Below are 15,137 nucleotides of genomic sequence, written 5' to 3' on the forward strand. Positions count from 1 at the left end.
ACACTCCTTTGTATTCCTTACCCCTTTCGAAGGGGTCAAACAGATTATGATTCATGCGTATGTGCACTATGATTATTGGTATTTAGCCGACGTGATAAATTCGCCAAATGACTCACACCACACAATGACCGTATTGTACCCCGATAGGTCGATATCTTTTGGTACTTTCACTACAAAATTTTCAAAAGTCTTCACATCCCCCACAAGCGCCATCTCATTTTTCAGCCGTTGAAAATCAGCTTCGGTTTCGACGAACGCCGGAGACACATACAACTTATAATCCGGGCCAGGCGCAAGCTGCCCCATGAATGTGATGAATTCAGCAGTCAGGGATACTTGCCCCTCTCCCCAGTGAAACGCATCGCTGTCTTTCAGGTCTTTTCTGAACGTGGCTGAATACTGTGCCTGCGATGAGATTTGAATCACTTCAGCTTCAGTGGGTGCTGGCGGGGCAATCAGGATAGGCAGCAGATATATCCCAAGCACAAAACCAAGTACTCCTACAGACAAGTGAGTTACCGAGAGTGTCATGAATGTTTTGAGTTTCATAAGTCAGCTCATTGTTGTGAAAATTTAGTCTAACCGGGATGTCTGAAACACAAAACCCAGCATGACAAGAATAGTCCAGGGTTGGCAGAAAGCTCACCGCCTCAGAGGCATGCGTCATCAGGGTTTCTGTTCATCAATTTTATGAATTGTTCCAAGAGAAACCGCGACCAGTTTTTCTTCCCCTTCGGTTTGGGCATAGACCTTACACTCGCATGTTGCTTGGCGTTTTCCAGCGTATAAAACGGTTGACCTGGCGATCAATCTGTCGCCGATTGCGGGCCTGACATAGTTCACTTTGTATTCTGAAGTGACACATCGTCCCAGTACGGATGCTCCGGCAAAAGTAATACAGTTATCAGCCAAATAGCTAACGACACCACCATGGGCAAACCCATTGTTTTGCTTGAGGTCATCTCTCACCTCAAGGCTCAATTCAGCCGTTCCTACCTCATAAGCGTCCAATGTTGTTCCCAGAAGCAAACTGAAAGTCTGCTGTGACAGAATCTCTTTCCCTTTCTCTAACATATTGCTCAATGTTCAGCTCCTTACTGATCATCCGGAAATCCAACAAATGGCATGGACTGCCCCGCATCAAAATTGACCAAATGACCACTGAATCGATCCAAAAAATTCTCGCTAATCAGTCGGACACAAATAGGATCCGACCAAGGGTACTTCCACTCTTTCAGCCGTTAAACTACCTTCGACATCAATGTTTAAAGGATTCGATGAAATTCTGGATTCATCCACCGGCACGATCGAGTTTTGAATGCGGTATTGCAAAACACCATGCTCTTCAGGATATGAAAACACCATTCCGGATAAAGTTTCGGTGTCTTCTTGCCGGAGTGCAAAACGACTACGAATCACAAAGTGATCAGACTGCGCTTCAACATGTTGTTGAGGCACCTATCAACAACTTCTGGCAGATAAGAAACCCAAAATAATGGCGATCATCGCCTGTGCAGAAAGATGGTTATCATCCTGAATTTGATGTTGCGCGTTGGCGTCCTATAGGTGAACAATCAGCATCGTTTGAACGATTGACACCTGAGTGATCCGGTATGCACTCACATGCCTAAAGTGTCACTATTTTTTGGCAAAGTTAAACTATCGCTTGGTGGTAACTGCCTTTATTGAGACAATACTCTTCGTAACTTCTATACCAATGGACAACCATGAAACTCTTAGTTCGCAACCTTGCCCGCACAACAACTGAACACGATATCCGCAAACTGTTTTCTGAACACGGTGCAGTCGCTGAATGCACGCTCGTTTTAGATCAAGAAACTGGTTTATCGAAAGGCTTTGCTTTCGTCGAAATGCCTGACGTTTCAGAAGCAGAATCTGCGATTGCGGCACTTCATCTGACAAGCGTTGCCAAAAGCAAGATTCGAGTCAAAGCAGCTCAGTAAAACAGATTCTTAAACCAGCTGAAAATGCTGGTTTTTTATTGTCCCAACTACTGCACAACGCTTGGCAATGCAACCATTCAACTCAAACACAACAATCCGAGCAACCGTTATTCAAAGCCAAAAGTAAAACCACTTCCAGAGAGTTCCTTGCGAGACGTTGTGATGTGTTTACTCAACGTATTCTTGTTCAAACCGTATCCCGTTAAATGTATGCGTACAACACTTACAAAATGGTCGTAATGTTGACTCGGTTACTTCAGGATTTGTTATTTTCAGAATACCCCGTTCATCGACATACAAACCGCTATAGTAACTCCTTTCACCAAGACGAACATAGTCTTTGGCACTCTCAAATTCTAATGATACCAGCCAATATATGGGTTCTTTTTTATCGAGCCTCGAAATTGCCTCACTCAACACCACATCCCATTCATTTCCAACTTTAGAAAGAAGAAACTTAAACAGCGGTGTGTAATCTAAACCTCGCGAACCCCTTTCCTCATTCCAAAAGCCGTATCTTTTCTTCGACGGTCCATAATCACCACCATGACAATGATGGACACCATAAGTTCTGGTATTCACCCTTCGATATAAAGGTTTCTTCTCAAACTTTTTCACTTCAGCCTCTCGAGCACAGAATGAATGACATAGGCTCCCCTGCTTTTGGCTTTGCCACACTTGGTCAGTCTGATTACAAAATCGCCTGTGGCCACCATGTCACCATCTGTCTATGGCATTGATTTAGCCAATATCCCGCCAGCCATTATCGGGATGGAAGCTTGTGGTGCTTCCCATAGCTGGGCTCGAGAGCTGACTAATCTCAGTCATGCACCAAAGAGCATTCTATGTTGCGCGATGGCGTCTTAAGAGATGAAAAATCAGCATGATTCTAATGATTGACGCCATCGTCGTTTGTTATGTTTCGTAGCCCAAGACTTCGATACCCTTCTCAGTCCTCACTATCGGAAATTCACCAACTTTACAGAGTTCCTTCAGAAACCTCTCTAAATTCAGGTCTCGGTGTGTAGTAGGAGCATTTTCATAAGGCTGATATGAATAAGTTCTTGGGATGAATATACGTTCAATGTGCTTGTACTCGACAGGTCCAGCACGGCCTTTAACGGGATCATCAATTGCCGAATCCCACACCTGTTGGTTACTAGGAGCATGACCAAAGAAAACTCTTTCAGTATCCGTAAAGTGATATTCAATACCAGAAAAATCTGCTCCATACTCTACCATTGTAAGAAAGAACTTCATCCACTTATGGTTGGACATTAGACGCACTGAGTATCTCTGTCTCAGAGCTTTATCATTTTGAGCTTTCATTTAAACCTTCTAGAAACCTAACGAATGACATGCCCCCTCATCAGGCTTTGCCACACTTGGTCAGTCTGATTACAAAATCGCCGAAGGTCACCATGTCACCATCTGTCTATGGCATTGATTTAGCCAATCTCCCGCCAGCAATTAGCGGGATGGCGTCTTATGGGATGAAAAATCAGCATGATTTTAACGATTGACGCCATCGTCGTTTGTTATGCCGTTACTTTTCGTTTTAACTGAACTTCTGTCGCTTTTGAACCATCAGCTAATATGAATAAGTCTGACTCAAATCGTTGAGCCACATGAAAACCTAAGGCTTCAAAAATTGTGACGTTACCCGTTTCCTCAACACACCAAACTGAGACTGAATGAATAAGTTTATAGTATGTCCCGAGAAATTGAACCAGACTTCTCGCTACACCTTTTTTGCGAAAACTTGCTGCAACAGCTAACGAGCTAAGCTGTAGTTCTGAGCCAACCAATTTAGCTTCAACAACACCAACTAAGCACCCATTGACATGGAAACCGAAACAGCTCCACTTACTACTTTTAACGCTGTTTTTATTGCTAACTGCGACCTCGGTTGGCCTGTAAAATTGACGAAGTTCATCAAAGCAGCTTTTTGACAGCTCAACCACTGACTTGTCGTTTACATCAAGTTGCACGATCATCAATTTCACCTTAAACATAACGAATGACATACCCTCTTGCCACACTTGGTCAGTCTGATTACCGAATCCCTGGAGGCCACCATGTCACCATCTGTCTATGGCATTGATTGAACCAAACATCATTTCAGTATCCACGGTGAGGATCACCAAGACAAGCTATTGACCCACTGAACAATATCCCACCAGCCATTATCGCGATGCAAGCTTGCGGGGCTTCCCAGAGCTGGGCTCGAGAGCTGACTAATCTCAGTCATACACCAAAGATCATGGCATTCAAATATGTTGCGCCTTTCAGAACGGGGGCCAAAAACGATCTCAATAATACCGATACGATTTGTGTGGCTGTCACCCGTCCTTCAAGGCGCTTGATTCGAATCAAATCCGCTGAGCCGCAGGCAATATTATTCCTGCACCGTGCGCGTGATCGTGATCGTTAGACATCACTCTGAAATGCTTGTTATAAAATTAAAAGACATCAGTGCAGTCACTACCACCTAAATCCACACCATCAAAAGCGTCTGTCGAATCACGATAGGTATTTTTTGATGTTGAACCATGAATTGAAGCGTATTCTAAATAGGCATCAAAATCTGGAAGACAATCTTGTTTAAACAATATATTCCCAACTTCCCGATGAAACTCGGATTGTGACCCAAAAGATGTCGACAAGCCCAAAGACATGAAGAAACTATGGCTGGTAAACATACCGTGCGCATAATTTTGGTAATTAAGATCCTTAGATTTTCCAATAGCCCCTAAAGCCCAGTCTATTTCTTCAGGACCGTAGTGTTCCTTTTTTCCGTACTTAACTGAAAGTCTTAGGGGAAGCTCTCTCGCAACAGATTTGATAATGTTCTTTTTCGTCCACTGAAACATATTCTCTCCTAATTACATAACGCCAGCAGCACGCGCGGCTTAGAAATGAAGGCACGACCAACTTACCTAATCAAGCTCTTCTCTTTGTTGCAGAGAAATACAGAAATTTAGTGAACTTACCTGCATTTGTGATCCTTCCATCGAAATCAAATAGTGTTTCAGTATCCACGGTGAAGATCACCAAGGCAAGCTATTGATCCACAAAACAATAACACGATCGAAAGTTCTCTCGACGTTTGCAACATCCCACCAGCCATTTTCGGGATGGAAGCTTGTGGTGCTTCCCATGACTAGGCCCGAGAGCTGACTAATCTCAGCCATACAGCAAAGATCATTCTATGCTACGCGATGGCGTCTTACGAGATGCAAATCATCATGATTCTAATGATTGACGCCATAGTCGTTTGTTAATTGTTGAAACTCACAGCGGATACATAAGAAAAATACACCAAGCACATCCCCGCTATAATATTTACAACCATACTAACCTTCGAGAAATCGCCCCTTTCTTTTGCTAAAAAAAATATATAACTACATATTGCAGTCCATACAGACATAACTAGCACATGCAATACAGAAAGGTATAGGTAGGTTGAAAATTCAATACCTGCAAAAATTGGCACTACTGTTACATAAAACAATAGGGCTTTAGCATTAAAAATATTTAATAGGAATGCTTCTTTAATACTTGTCTCTTTGAGTTCATTGAAGCTGCCATTTCGAAACTCTAACCCTAAAATTAAAAGTCTCACGCCAATATAAAACAAAAATATAATACCCACCAGCTTCAAAGTATTTAGCAGAATCACATTTTTCACAATGAAACTAGAGAAACCTGCGCCCACAAGTGATCCATGGACTAATATACCCAGCCCGGTGCCCACGATGACTTTAAAAGCGCCTCTAGCCCCTGAAGCTGAGGCATTTGATATCGCTAGAGTGAAGCTGGCACCAGGAGACAGTGCTATCGGTATCATTGCAAACACAAAACCTTGTAAATCAATCAATATACCGCCTATTTCCTGATCATGGAGAGACAACTAATGCCGCATTAAGAGGCGAACAACTCATTCTATACAAACTAAACCATTGTGCTGTAAACACTTAATCTAATTCAAACCAAAACTGCCAAGCGTTGCGAGTCCCTCTTGAACAGTTTGTATGGATAATGAACCCGGCTTAAGGGTAAAGTGAGGCCCAGGCTTTCACTGCAACGATAGCTTTCTATGGGCTCGTTCGATTGAACGCTAGCTGCTCTATTGAGAGACCGATAGCAAACATGAACACCACATATGGACAACGCGCCAAAACAGACAAGCTCGATGCCAAACTCATCGCCCACTATGCTGAAACTATGCTGAAGCAATCAAACCCACACAAACCCAACTCAAGCCAGAGAGTATGCGGCTGATGGCGTCTTATGGAATGAAAAATCAGCATGACTTTAATGATTGATGCCATAGTCGTTTGTTATAAAGCCATCATGTGCCCAATTTCATCCTTAATAGGCAAAATCTGTTCATAGAGTCGGTGGTACGCTTTACCAATAGCTCCCCTAAACTGAACAAGTTCCGGCACATTGTCTCCTATGTTAATGATATGCTCTTTAGCTATGCCTGGATAAGGATCAATGTACACAATTTCAGACATCCCTAACTGGTAAGCTTTCTTTGCACATAATTCACAAGGACTTGCAGTAGTGTAGAGCTTCCCCCCCTCAATACCGCTGCTGCCATACTTTGTTAGCTGTAGAAAAGCATTTTCTTCAGCATGTAGAGCTCTGGTGTGAACCTGGTTACCTTTTTTATCTAAACTATTATGGATATCTTTAAAGCAGTAAGATAAGTTATGCCCATCAAAAACTTGGTTTTTGGCATTTATTTTTCGAATTTTTATTAGTTGCTCATTCGCTCTAGATCGGAATTTCTGGTTGTTTCTTTCATAGTTACTGTAAGTTAACGGATCAAACTCTTCTATTACCCCATTAAGCGAACGCATAGAACATGGCACTTGCCCTTTCGCAACGTCATTCCAACCAACTGACTTTATTGAATTATTTTTATCAGTAACAACGGCACCAACCTGTCTTGAAATACAACCAGAGTTCATTTTCATTGTATATGCAACCTGCATAACCCTTTCCATTGACGATGGTGGTATAAGTCCCGGGTGCTGCATTAGCGCAACGTACCAAACTATCTGAGCTTTTAAAATGTTATTGTTATCAAATTCATTCTTGGGGTTGAAGAGATGGATATCCGATATTTCAATGCATTTTTTTACATTTTGAGTCGTGAACTTTACGTAATCACCCTCGGATTTACCTGACTCGATTTTTTCAATATTTTCTATTTGGTCTGGAGAAAACTTATGCAGTTGTTGCATATATTTGCTACGGTGCTCGTCAGGAGCATTAATAGAAACTAAGTGGAATGCTGCATACCTGTCTTTAAAAAACTTAGCTTCATAAGGGTTCCTGATAGCATCAATTACAATATAAGCCTTATTTTTTGTCACCTTACGAATCATTTTTATAATTCGATTGATCGTTTCTGGTAAGTGGAAAACACATGCAGGATCAAACTTCGCCTTGTCATAGTTATTTTGAACGCTGCCAGTTTTTCGAATTGAATTACCACATGCTTGATAAGTTGAAACATATAAGCCACGAGTTATATCTTCTAGTTCTTCTTTGAAATCTCGAGTAAACTTTCTAATCAACGTTAAGATACGAATGAAGTCATCTGCTTCTTTATTCGTTACATTAAGCTCCGTTGAGTGATCTAATAGGTTATGAAGTAAAGTACTATAGTTAGTCACTAGCCTGTTTTTAGAAAAAGATCCGCTAAGTAATTTTTGGTATACTAAGTTTTCATCAATCTCAGCAAGGCTATTACTAACAATAAACTTAGCTGCATGAGCAGAAGACAAGCTCAAGAGGTAGGTCGAGATCAAATCACTAACTTTTATAGAATAGAAATTATTCCAGTGCTGTTCCGCATACTTTTTAACTATTCTATATCGATTAACATCAAGACCTGAGTAAAAGCCATCTAAATGCTCCGGCGAAGGGAAACTTGGCTTCTTACTTTCTAAAATATTTGCTGTCGTAGTACATCCAGAACCAGTTCTTCCAGTCAAACCAACCAAAATGAACTGACTATTCTCCAAAAACAACTGACTTAAAAATTTCTTATTTTCCATATGCTTCTCTTATTTTTATACGAACCTAATTTGGATTTATGACGAATGACATGGACTCCGCCTCATCAGGCTTTGCCACACTTAGTAAGTCTGATTACGAAATCGCCGGAGGTCACCTGTCACCATCTGTCTATGGCATTGATTTAGCCAAACATTCGTTCAGTATCCATGGCGAAGACGAACATGGTAAGATACTGATCCAGCTTACAATAACTCGCTCGATAGTCCTACCAATATACCGTCAGATATTGTGGGAATGGAAGCCTGTGGGCTTCACACTATTGGACGCATGAACTCACTAAGCTCGGACATACTATTAGGATAATGGCGTCAAAATATGTGGCGCCTTTCAGAATTAGACCAGTTCTACACATAGCGATGTTCCGCCATACAGTGTAACCCTGTTTTTAAACGCACCTATCAACGACTTCTGGCTGAAGGAAAACCCAAAAAAGTGGCGATTATCGCCTGTGTCAGGAAGATGGTTATCATCCTCAATTCTATGTTGTGCGATGACGTCTTATGGGATGCAAAATCAACATAATTTTAACGATTGACGCCATCGTCGTTTGTTAGCAATATGTTCAAAAACCGAGCACCTTAACTAAAATAGCACCTACTACTGCCACTACAATCGGCGCAACATACAATTTATGGAGATTTGAAAACATACCACTATTTGGAACAAAAACTGTTTCAGCGATCTCAGAATGTGTTCTTGCAACACTGCCTTTTGCCGATTCTTCTATTATCTGGTCTTCAATTTTCTTCTGAATTTTTCTTAGACGAACGGATAATTTCTTACCTAAACCCCAAAATGTAAGCCCTACAAATATCGTTATGTATATCATGATGAAAGGTATGTTGTCTGGCTCTGCTAAGTGCATGTGATTTGGAGTTGGTGATTTTTTCCAAAAAATAATTAGGAATTCTGTGTTCTGATAAATAAATGCTACTAGATTTTTGAATGGGGTAGCAAATGCCGAACCAAGTTGAGACCCATCATCTAACCGGAAATAGATCATTTTTAGAAATGAAATAACCGTAGATACTACGCAAGGAGCAACAATTGCGAACCCAACAATTCTGTACAATATAGATTTTCGTTTTGCTTCGTAAAAATTCAAAATATCTCCTTATATTGCTAACATTTTATTCAACGACATCATGTCGTATATCTCGCTTTTGTATCAATTTCTATGTAACTGATTCACATATGATTTCATCATTCATGTTCTTTGCATTGTAAATCAGGGACAAGTGAGTCGAAATAATAAAGCGATTTTCTATAGTCTCAGGTCTGTTCATTTACAGCCGTTCAAATATGGCTGACATGCCACCACCGATTCATCAACATTCACACAAGTTTTTCGACCATCTGGTATTGCAAGCCAATGCCGCTCCGATCACGCAAAAGACAGCCTTCAATACGTTGTTGTTTCTGTGCCGGGAACAGCGTCATCAACGCAATTTCAGAGACGCTACCGCCCTTCACATTCAAGTAAATTGGATGATAGAAATTTGACGCATATGCATCATATGTAGATATGGCCGATGTTTCACGCTTTGATGTGTTTTAGATTGCATATCTGTGCTTTGGGGCAAGGTTCTGAGGCGAGAAAAAAGGAGGCGTTGCCTCCTTTTGCAAGTTGGAGTGAAGGGGCTGATGATGCGGGGTTACTGCACCATCACACTCTTCACCATACCGGCTTCAGCATGGCCGGGGATGTTGCAGGCGAACTCGACACTGGGTTCGCCGTGGAAGTGCCAGAGCAACTGTTTTGCCTGTCCTGGTTTCACCGTCACCGTCGAGCCGCTGTCGTGGTCATGACCGGCAGTCATCTGACGCATCATTTCACGGTGTTTGAGCTGTTCTTCCATTGAGCCGATGGAGAATTCGTGGTCAATTTTGCCCACGTTCATCACCACAAATTGCACGATGTCATCGGGCTCGATGTCGACTTCTTTCTTGAAGCGGATTTTCATGTCATCCGACAGCAGTACATGCACCACTTTATCGGGTTTGGCGCCCTGAGCAGGCATCCCGACTGCCGACATCCCTGCCATCGACATGCCGGTATGATCCATTTTGTCAGAGCCCATCTGGCTATGATCCATCTTCGCGTGGTCCATTTTACCGTGATCCATACTGCCATGGCCCATTGCATCGGCCAGTGCTGGGGTTGCCAGCGCAACAGACATCATGATTGCAAATACAGTTTTCTTCATGGGATTTCCTTCTTAGTGTGTCGACACAACTTGTGTTTCAAGGTCTTTGCTTTTCCAGAGTTTAAAAATGGCCGGAATCACCAGCAGCGTCAGAATCAACGCAGAGGCCATGCCGCCAATCATGGGGGCGGCAATCCGCTGCATGACTTCCGAGCCGGTGCCCGAACCGTACATAATCGGAATCAGACCGATAATGACGGTGCTGACCGTCATCATGACCGGTCGGACCCGCAGTCCAGCCCCTTCACGAATCGCATCGGTCAGATCCTGCGCCTGAAGTGGCTGATTGTTTTCCGCAGCATGTAACTTACGTCCATGCCAGGCCTGATTGAGATACACCAGCATGATGACCCCGATCTCAACCGCCACGCCCGCGAGTGCAATAAAACCAACCCCGACAGCAATCGAGAAGTTATATTGCAGGACATACAGCAGCCAGATACCGCCCACCATCGCCAGTGGTAAAGTGGCGAGAATCACCAGCACCTCACCGACCCGCCGGAAGCTGAAATACAGCAGTAAGACAATAATCATCAGAGTGATCGGCGTGACCACACTCAGCCGGGCCTTGGCGCGTTCCATGTATTCATACTGACCGGACCAGCTCAGCGAATAACCGGCAGGCAGCAAAAGCGCATCGGCGACCACCTGTCTGGCCTCGGCGACATAAGACCCCAGATCCCGGCCGTCGATATCGACAAACACCCAGCCATTCGGCCGCGCATTCTCGGTTTTGATCATCGGCGGGCCATCTTCGTAGCGAATCTCCGCAACATCGGCGAGTGCAATCCGGGCACCGTTCGGCGTCACCAGCGGCAGGTTCTGAAGCTTCACCACCGAATCACGGTAATCCTGCGGATAACGGACATTGATTGGATATCGCTCCAGCCCTTCAATGCTTTCTCCGACATTCATCCCACCGACAGCAGAGGCAATCACTTGCTGAACATCCTGGATATTCAGTCCATACCGGGCTGCCTGCCGACGCTTGATATCAATGGTGACATAACGTCCGCCCGCAACCCGCTCGGCATACACAGACGCCGTGCCGCTGATGCCGTTGAGAATCGGTTCAATCTGCGCGCCTATCTGCTCGATCACTTTCAGATCCGGACCGGCAATCTTGATGCCGATCGGCGTTTTGATCCCGGTCGCGAGCATATCGATGCGGGTTTTGATGGGCATCACCCAGGCATTGGTCAGCCCCGGAAACTGCACTAGATCATCGAAGGTTTTACGCAGCGATTCTGTGGTCACACCATCGCGCCACTGATCTTTCGGCTTCAGCTGGATCACGGTTTCAATCATGGTCAGCGGCGCCGGATCCGTCGCGGTTTCCGCCCGGCCAATCTTGCCCCACACGGTTGCCACTTCCGGCACGGTTTTAATCAGCTTGTTGGTTTGCTGAAGCAACTCCCGCGCCTTCCCGATTGAGATGCCGGGATACGTGGTTGGCATGTACATCAGATCACCTTCATCCAGCGGTGGGATGAATTCGCTGCCGGTGCGGGTCGCCGGATAATACGCCGAGGCCAGCAACGCCAGCGCCACCACCAGCACGGATTTCGGATAGCGCAAACTGAGATTGAGCAGCGGCCGGTACAACGCCACCAGCCCGCGGTTGGCCGGATTTTTGTGCTCCGGAAGGACCTTGCCGCGAATGAAATACCCCATCAGCACGGGCACCAGCGTAATCGCCAGCCCGGCAGCCGCAGCCATGGCATAAGTTTTGGTGAAGGCCAGCGGGGCGAACATTTTGCCTTCCTGCCCTTCAAGCGCGAACACCGGCACAAAGCTCAGGGTAATGATCAGCAGCGAGAAGAATAACGGCGCACCGACTTCTTCCGCGGCTTTGCCAATCACCTGCCAGCGGTTTTTGTCCGTCAGCGGCGTGCGCTCAATGTGCTTGTGAACGTTCTCAATCATCACAATGGCGCCGTCCACCATGGCCCCGATCGCAATCGCGATACCGCCGAGCGACATAATGTTGGCATTGATCCCCTGCCAGTGCATCACCACAAAGGCAGCCAGAATTCCGACTGGCAGGCTGATGGCGATCACCAGAGAAGAGCGGATGTGGAACAGGAAGATCGCACACACAATCGCCACCACGATGAACTCTTCCGCCAGCTTCTGCCAGAGATTCTCAACCGCTGCATTGATCAGGGTCGATCGGTCGTAAGTCGGCACGATCTCGACACCATCCGGCAGGCTGCGCTGCAGATCGGCCAGCTTGGCTTTCACCGAATCAATCACCTGACTGGCGTTCTCACCGTAACGCATGACGATCACGGCACCGACCGCCTCGCCTTCGCCATTCAGTTCTGAAATCCCCCGGCGCATCTGCGGCCCGATATTGATATCCGCAATATCGCCCAGCAGTAAAGGTGTCCCTTTTGCCGTGACTTTCAGTGGAAGCGCATTGAGATCGTCGATCCCGGTCAGATAGCCACTGGTGCGAACCATGTGTTCCGCTTCAGCAACCTCAATCACGGAAGCCCCGGTTTCCTGATTCCCTTTCTGAATCGCCTGATTGACCTGCTGTAACGTCAGGTCGTATGCCCGCAGTTTGGCCGGATCAATCTGAACCTGATACTGCTTCACCATCCCGCCGACGGTCGCGACTTCCGAGACGCCGCTGACGGTCTGCAGTTCATATTTCAGAAACCAGTCCTGCAGGCTGCGCAGTTCCGCCAGATCGTGCTGACCGGTTTTATCCTGCAACACATAGCTGTACACCCAGCCCACCCCGGTTGCATCCGGGCCCAGCGTCGGTTTGGCGTTGTCCGGGAGTTTCGGCGCGACCTGACTCAGATACTCCAGCACCCGGGAACGCGCCCAGTACATATCGGTGTCGTCATTAAAAATGATGTACACATAGGAATCCCCGAAAAAGGAATACCCGCGCACCGTCACCGCACCGGGTACAGCCAGCATGGCGGTCGTCAGCGGATAGGTCACCTGATCTTCCACCACCTGAGGTGCCTGTCCCGGGTAGCTGGTTTTGATGATGACCTGGACATCGGATAAATCCGGCAGCGCATCCACGGGGTATTCTTCACGCTGTATAAGCCGCCGAATGTCAGAAACACCGTGGCCATCAGCACCAGAAACCGGTTCCGGAGCGACCAGCGAATGATGGCACTGATCATTGTTCACCCCCGGATTTTTCCAGCTGTTTCAGGGTGTATTCACTGCCGTTGCGTGCAATCAGAAAGCGGACGGTTTGGCCCTCACTGAATCCGGACAGATCCACTTGGTCATCCACCGTGAAATTCATTTCACCGGCCTGCCACTGCCACTCAGACACCGCCTGATGCGACAGGGTGATCATGCCGAAATCCGCCATCAGCAGCGTGATATTGCCGTCGACCCAGACTTCACGGGCAGCGGCTTCCCGCACCTGATAATCCACCACTTCAAACTGGCCGGAATCCGCTTTGGCGATTTCAAAATCCAGAGCCTGACCCGTTGTCAGCGACGCGATATCCAGCCCGTCGGCCAGCGTGAAATTCATCACCATTCCCGGCCACTCCCATTCGGGAACAGGCTGATGGTTGATGGTTAGCATCCGGTGTCCGGTCATCACGTCCGTGATCTCTCCCGTCGCCCACACCGTTTCCTGCGGAGGCTCGACACCATTGATCCGCGCCAGATCTGCCGTCTGACTGGATTCAGAATCCAGCATGAAGTGGGCCGAGGTGACGACGCGATCCTTCGCAGTCAGACCTTGCAGCACCTCGATATTTCCTGCGGCTTCACGGCCGGTTTCAATCCGGGCCGAGCGGTATTTGCCTTCCCCTTCAGCCAGCACCACCCGGGTCATGCCACCGGAACGAATCACGGCAGCAGCCGGAATCGTCAGCACTTCGCTGTCTGTCACCGGTTCCAGCGTAATGTTGGCAAACATGTTGGGTTTAAGTTCGCCATTCGGATTTTCAAAATTCAGGCGCATCCGCAGCGTCCGGGTGGCCGGATCCAGAATGGGATAGACATAATCCACCTTGCCCTGCCAGGTGCGACCGGGCAAAGCATCCAGCCGCATGCTGGCCTGACTGCCGGCGCGGATCCAGTGCGCCTGACGTTCAAAGACTTCCGCATCCACCCAGACCGTATTCAGCGGGCCGGCACTGATGACAGCCTGCGCCGGCGACAGATACGCCCCTTCCCGGATATTCAGCGTGGCGATCACGCCGTCTGCCGGCGCTTTGATCTGGATGGTTTGGACTGCCCGCCCCCGTTTCACGATGGCCCGGATCTGTGCCTGATCGACGCCCATGGCAACCAAGCGGTCAAACGCGCCCTGAATCAGGCCGTCACGTTTTGAGCGGTAAGCATTGAGTAATTCTTCCTGTGCTTTCACCAGTTCCGGCGAATACAGGGTAAACAGTACATCGCCCTTGCGGACCTGCTCACCGACCGCATTGATCGACAACGTTTCGACCCAGCCACTGACACGCACATTGGTCTGCCACAGGTGCCGTTCATCAAATGCGATATAACCCACAGTCTCAATCCGGGGGGACAGCGGCTGCAACGAAACCTGTACCGTTTTCACACCCAGGTTGTTTTCAACTGCCGGATCGATCCGAACCGTTCCGGGTTTACTTTTTGCCGATCCGCCCGCCTCGTCATACACCGGGATCAGATCCATCCCCATGGGTGACTTTCCCGGCTGATCCCGCTTGTAATTCGGATCCATTGGCGCAACCCAGTAGAGCGGCTGCTTTTCCTGCGTCATGGAAGAATCTGCCGCGCTCGCAGCGGCACCGTGGCTGCTCAGATACTGGCTGCCCAGATAGCCCAGCCCACTGCCGATCAGCAAGGCCAGCGTTGTCATTGTGATGGTTTTCATAGGTTCTCCTTG

At 46.9% G+C, this 15,137-nt stretch carries 14 protein-coding genes and 3 pseudogenes; 4 read left to right on the forward strand and 13 right to left on the reverse strand.

Features of this window, described 5'->3' with window-relative positions:
- Positions 1-72 precede the first annotated feature (72 nt).
- The 3 genes from KDD30_RS08230 to KDD30_RS08240 all read right to left on the reverse strand — a co-directional run bounded on the left by KDD30_RS08230 (position 73) and on the right by KDD30_RS08240 (position 1,458).
- Positions 73-549, reverse strand: a complete 477-nt coding sequence (locus tag KDD30_RS08230; protein WP_211645363.1) for a DM13 domain-containing protein — start codon at positions 547-549, stop codon at positions 73-75.
- 117 nt (positions 550-666) lie between these two features.
- On the reverse strand, positions 667-1,074 hold the full coding sequence (locus KDD30_RS08235) for a PaaI family thioesterase (protein WP_249199294.1): 408 nt from the start codon (positions 1,072-1,074) through the stop codon (positions 667-669).
- Between the two features lie 111 nt (positions 1,075-1,185).
- A complete protein-coding gene (locus KDD30_RS08240) occupies positions 1,186-1,458 on the reverse strand; it encodes a hypothetical protein (RefSeq protein WP_211645365.1) in 273 nt (90 codons plus the stop codon).
- A 269-nt stretch (positions 1,459-1,727) separates the two neighbouring features.
- On the opposite strand from KDD30_RS08240, the gene KDD30_RS08245 reads away from it, so the two are divergent.
- A complete protein-coding gene (locus tag KDD30_RS08245) occupies positions 1,728-1,964 on the forward strand; it encodes an RNA-binding protein (RefSeq protein ID WP_211645366.1) in 237 nt (78 codons plus the stop codon).
- Positions 1,965-2,132: 168 nt separating this feature from the next.
- On the opposite strand, the gene KDD30_RS08250 is transcribed toward KDD30_RS08245, so the two are convergent.
- Positions 2,133-2,582 carry a hypothetical protein gene (locus KDD30_RS08250; protein WP_211645367.1) on the reverse strand — a complete coding sequence of 150 codons (450 nt, stop codon included), beginning with the start codon at positions 2,580-2,582 and terminating at the stop codon, positions 2,133-2,135.
- A 96-nt stretch (positions 2,583-2,678) separates the two neighbouring features.
- On the opposite strand from KDD30_RS08250, the gene KDD30_RS08255 reads away from it, so the two are divergent.
- On the forward strand, positions 2,679-2,831 hold the full coding sequence (locus KDD30_RS08255; RefSeq protein ID WP_211645368.1) for a transposase: 153 nt from the start codon (positions 2,679-2,681) through the stop codon (positions 2,829-2,831).
- A gap of 48 nt (positions 2,832-2,879) precedes the next feature.
- Here the strand turns inward: KDD30_RS08255 and KDD30_RS08260 are convergent, their stop codons facing one another.
- The 4 genes from KDD30_RS08260 to KDD30_RS08275 all read right to left on the reverse strand — a co-directional run bounded on the left by KDD30_RS08260 (position 2,880) and on the right by KDD30_RS08275 (position 5,844).
- Positions 2,880-3,293: a hypothetical protein gene (locus KDD30_RS08260; protein ID WP_211645369.1), complete on the reverse strand. Its 414-nt coding sequence runs from the start codon at positions 3,291-3,293 to the stop codon at positions 2,880-2,882.
- A 209-nt stretch (positions 3,294-3,502) separates the two neighbouring features.
- Positions 3,503-3,961, reverse strand: coding sequence for a GNAT family N-acetyltransferase (locus tag KDD30_RS08265; RefSeq protein ID WP_211645370.1), 459 nt, complete (start codon positions 3,959-3,961; stop codon positions 3,503-3,505).
- A 465-nt stretch (positions 3,962-4,426) separates the two neighbouring features.
- Positions 4,427-4,837 (reverse strand): hypothetical protein, encoded by a 411-nt coding sequence (locus KDD30_RS08270; RefSeq protein WP_211645371.1) that lies wholly within the window; start codon positions 4,835-4,837, stop codon positions 4,427-4,429.
- 407 nt (positions 4,838-5,244) lie between these two features.
- Complete coding sequence (locus tag KDD30_RS08275; protein WP_211645372.1) at positions 5,245-5,844, reverse strand: LysE family translocator; 600 nt, start codon at positions 5,842-5,844, stop codon at positions 5,245-5,247.
- A gap of 287 nt (positions 5,845-6,131) precedes the next feature.
- Between KDD30_RS08275 and KDD30_RS24845 the strand changes: the two are divergent.
- Positions 6,132-6,253: pseudogene (locus KDD30_RS24845) on the forward strand (IS110 family transposase); the annotation flags it as partial.
- 54 nt (positions 6,254-6,307) lie between these two features.
- Here the strand turns inward: KDD30_RS24845 and KDD30_RS08285 are convergent.
- A complete protein-coding gene (locus KDD30_RS08285; protein ID WP_211645373.1) occupies positions 6,308-8,041 on the reverse strand; it encodes an anti-phage dCTP deaminase in 1,734 nt (577 codons plus the stop codon).
- 351 nt (positions 8,042-8,392) lie between these two features.
- Here KDD30_RS08285 and KDD30_RS08290 point away from each other — a divergent pair.
- A pseudogene (locus KDD30_RS08290) lies at positions 8,393-8,585 on the forward strand (IS110 family transposase); the annotation flags it as partial.
- Between the two features lie 40 nt (positions 8,586-8,625).
- Here the strand turns inward: KDD30_RS08290 and KDD30_RS08295 are convergent.
- From KDD30_RS08295 to KDD30_RS08310, 4 genes and pseudogenes are all read right to left on the reverse strand, one after another.
- On the reverse strand, positions 8,626-9,168 hold the full coding sequence (locus KDD30_RS08295) for a YniB family protein (RefSeq protein ID WP_211645374.1): 543 nt from the start codon (positions 9,166-9,168) through the stop codon (positions 8,626-8,628).
- A 550-nt stretch (positions 9,169-9,718) separates the two neighbouring features.
- Positions 9,719-10,270: a copper-binding protein gene (locus tag KDD30_RS08300; protein ID WP_211645375.1), complete on the reverse strand. Its 552-nt coding sequence runs from the start codon at positions 10,268-10,270 to the stop codon at positions 9,719-9,721.
- A gap of 12 nt (positions 10,271-10,282) precedes the next feature.
- Positions 10,283-13,422: pseudogene (locus KDD30_RS08305) on the reverse strand (efflux RND transporter permease subunit).
- Positions 13,419-15,125, reverse strand: coding sequence for an efflux RND transporter periplasmic adaptor subunit (locus KDD30_RS08310; protein ID WP_211645376.1), 1,707 nt, complete (start codon positions 15,123-15,125; stop codon positions 13,419-13,421). Before KDD30_RS08310 ends, KDD30_RS08305 begins: the two are co-directional and overlap by 4 nt.
- Positions 15,126-15,137 lie beyond the last annotated feature (12 nt).

The sequence above is a fragment of the Photobacterium sp. GJ3 genome, from assembly GCF_018199995.1.
Lineage (GTDB): Bacteria > Pseudomonadota > Gammaproteobacteria > Enterobacterales > Vibrionaceae > Photobacterium.

Excerpts from the sequence above, each read along its gene's own strand:
- KDD30_RS08230 (WP_211645363.1), bottom strand. The coding sequence starts at position 549 with ATGAAACTCAAAACATTCATGACACTCTCGGTAACTCACTTGTCTGTA.
- KDD30_RS08235 (WP_249199294.1), bottom strand. The coding sequence starts at position 1,074 with ATGTTAGAGAAAGGGAAAGAGATTCTGTCACAGCAGACTTTCAGTTTG.
- KDD30_RS08245 (WP_211645366.1), top strand. The coding sequence starts at position 1,728 with ATGAAACTCTTAGTTCGCAACCTTGCCCGCACAACAACTGAACACGAT.
- KDD30_RS08255 (WP_211645368.1), top strand. The coding sequence starts at position 2,679 with ATGTCACCATCTGTCTATGGCATTGATTTAGCCAATATCCCGCCAGCC.
- KDD30_RS08260 (WP_211645369.1), bottom strand. The coding sequence starts at position 3,293 with ATGAAAGCTCAAAATGATAAAGCTCTGAGACAGAGATACTCAGTGCGT.
- KDD30_RS08265 (WP_211645370.1), bottom strand. The coding sequence starts at position 3,961 with ATGATCGTGCAACTTGATGTAAACGACAAGTCAGTGGTTGAGCTGTCA.
- KDD30_RS08270 (WP_211645371.1), bottom strand. The coding sequence starts at position 4,837 with ATGTTTCAGTGGACGAAAAAGAACATTATCAAATCTGTTGCGAGAGAG.
- KDD30_RS08285 (WP_211645373.1), bottom strand. The coding sequence starts at position 8,041 with ATGGAAAATAAGAAATTTTTAAGTCAGTTGTTTTTGGAGAATAGTCAG.
- KDD30_RS08300 (WP_211645375.1), bottom strand. The coding sequence starts at position 10,270 with ATGAAGAAAACTGTATTTGCAATCATGATGTCTGTTGCGCTGGCAACC.
- KDD30_RS08310 (WP_211645376.1), bottom strand. The coding sequence starts at position 15,125 with ATGAAAACCATCACAATGACAACGCTGGCCTTGCTGATCGGCAGTGGG.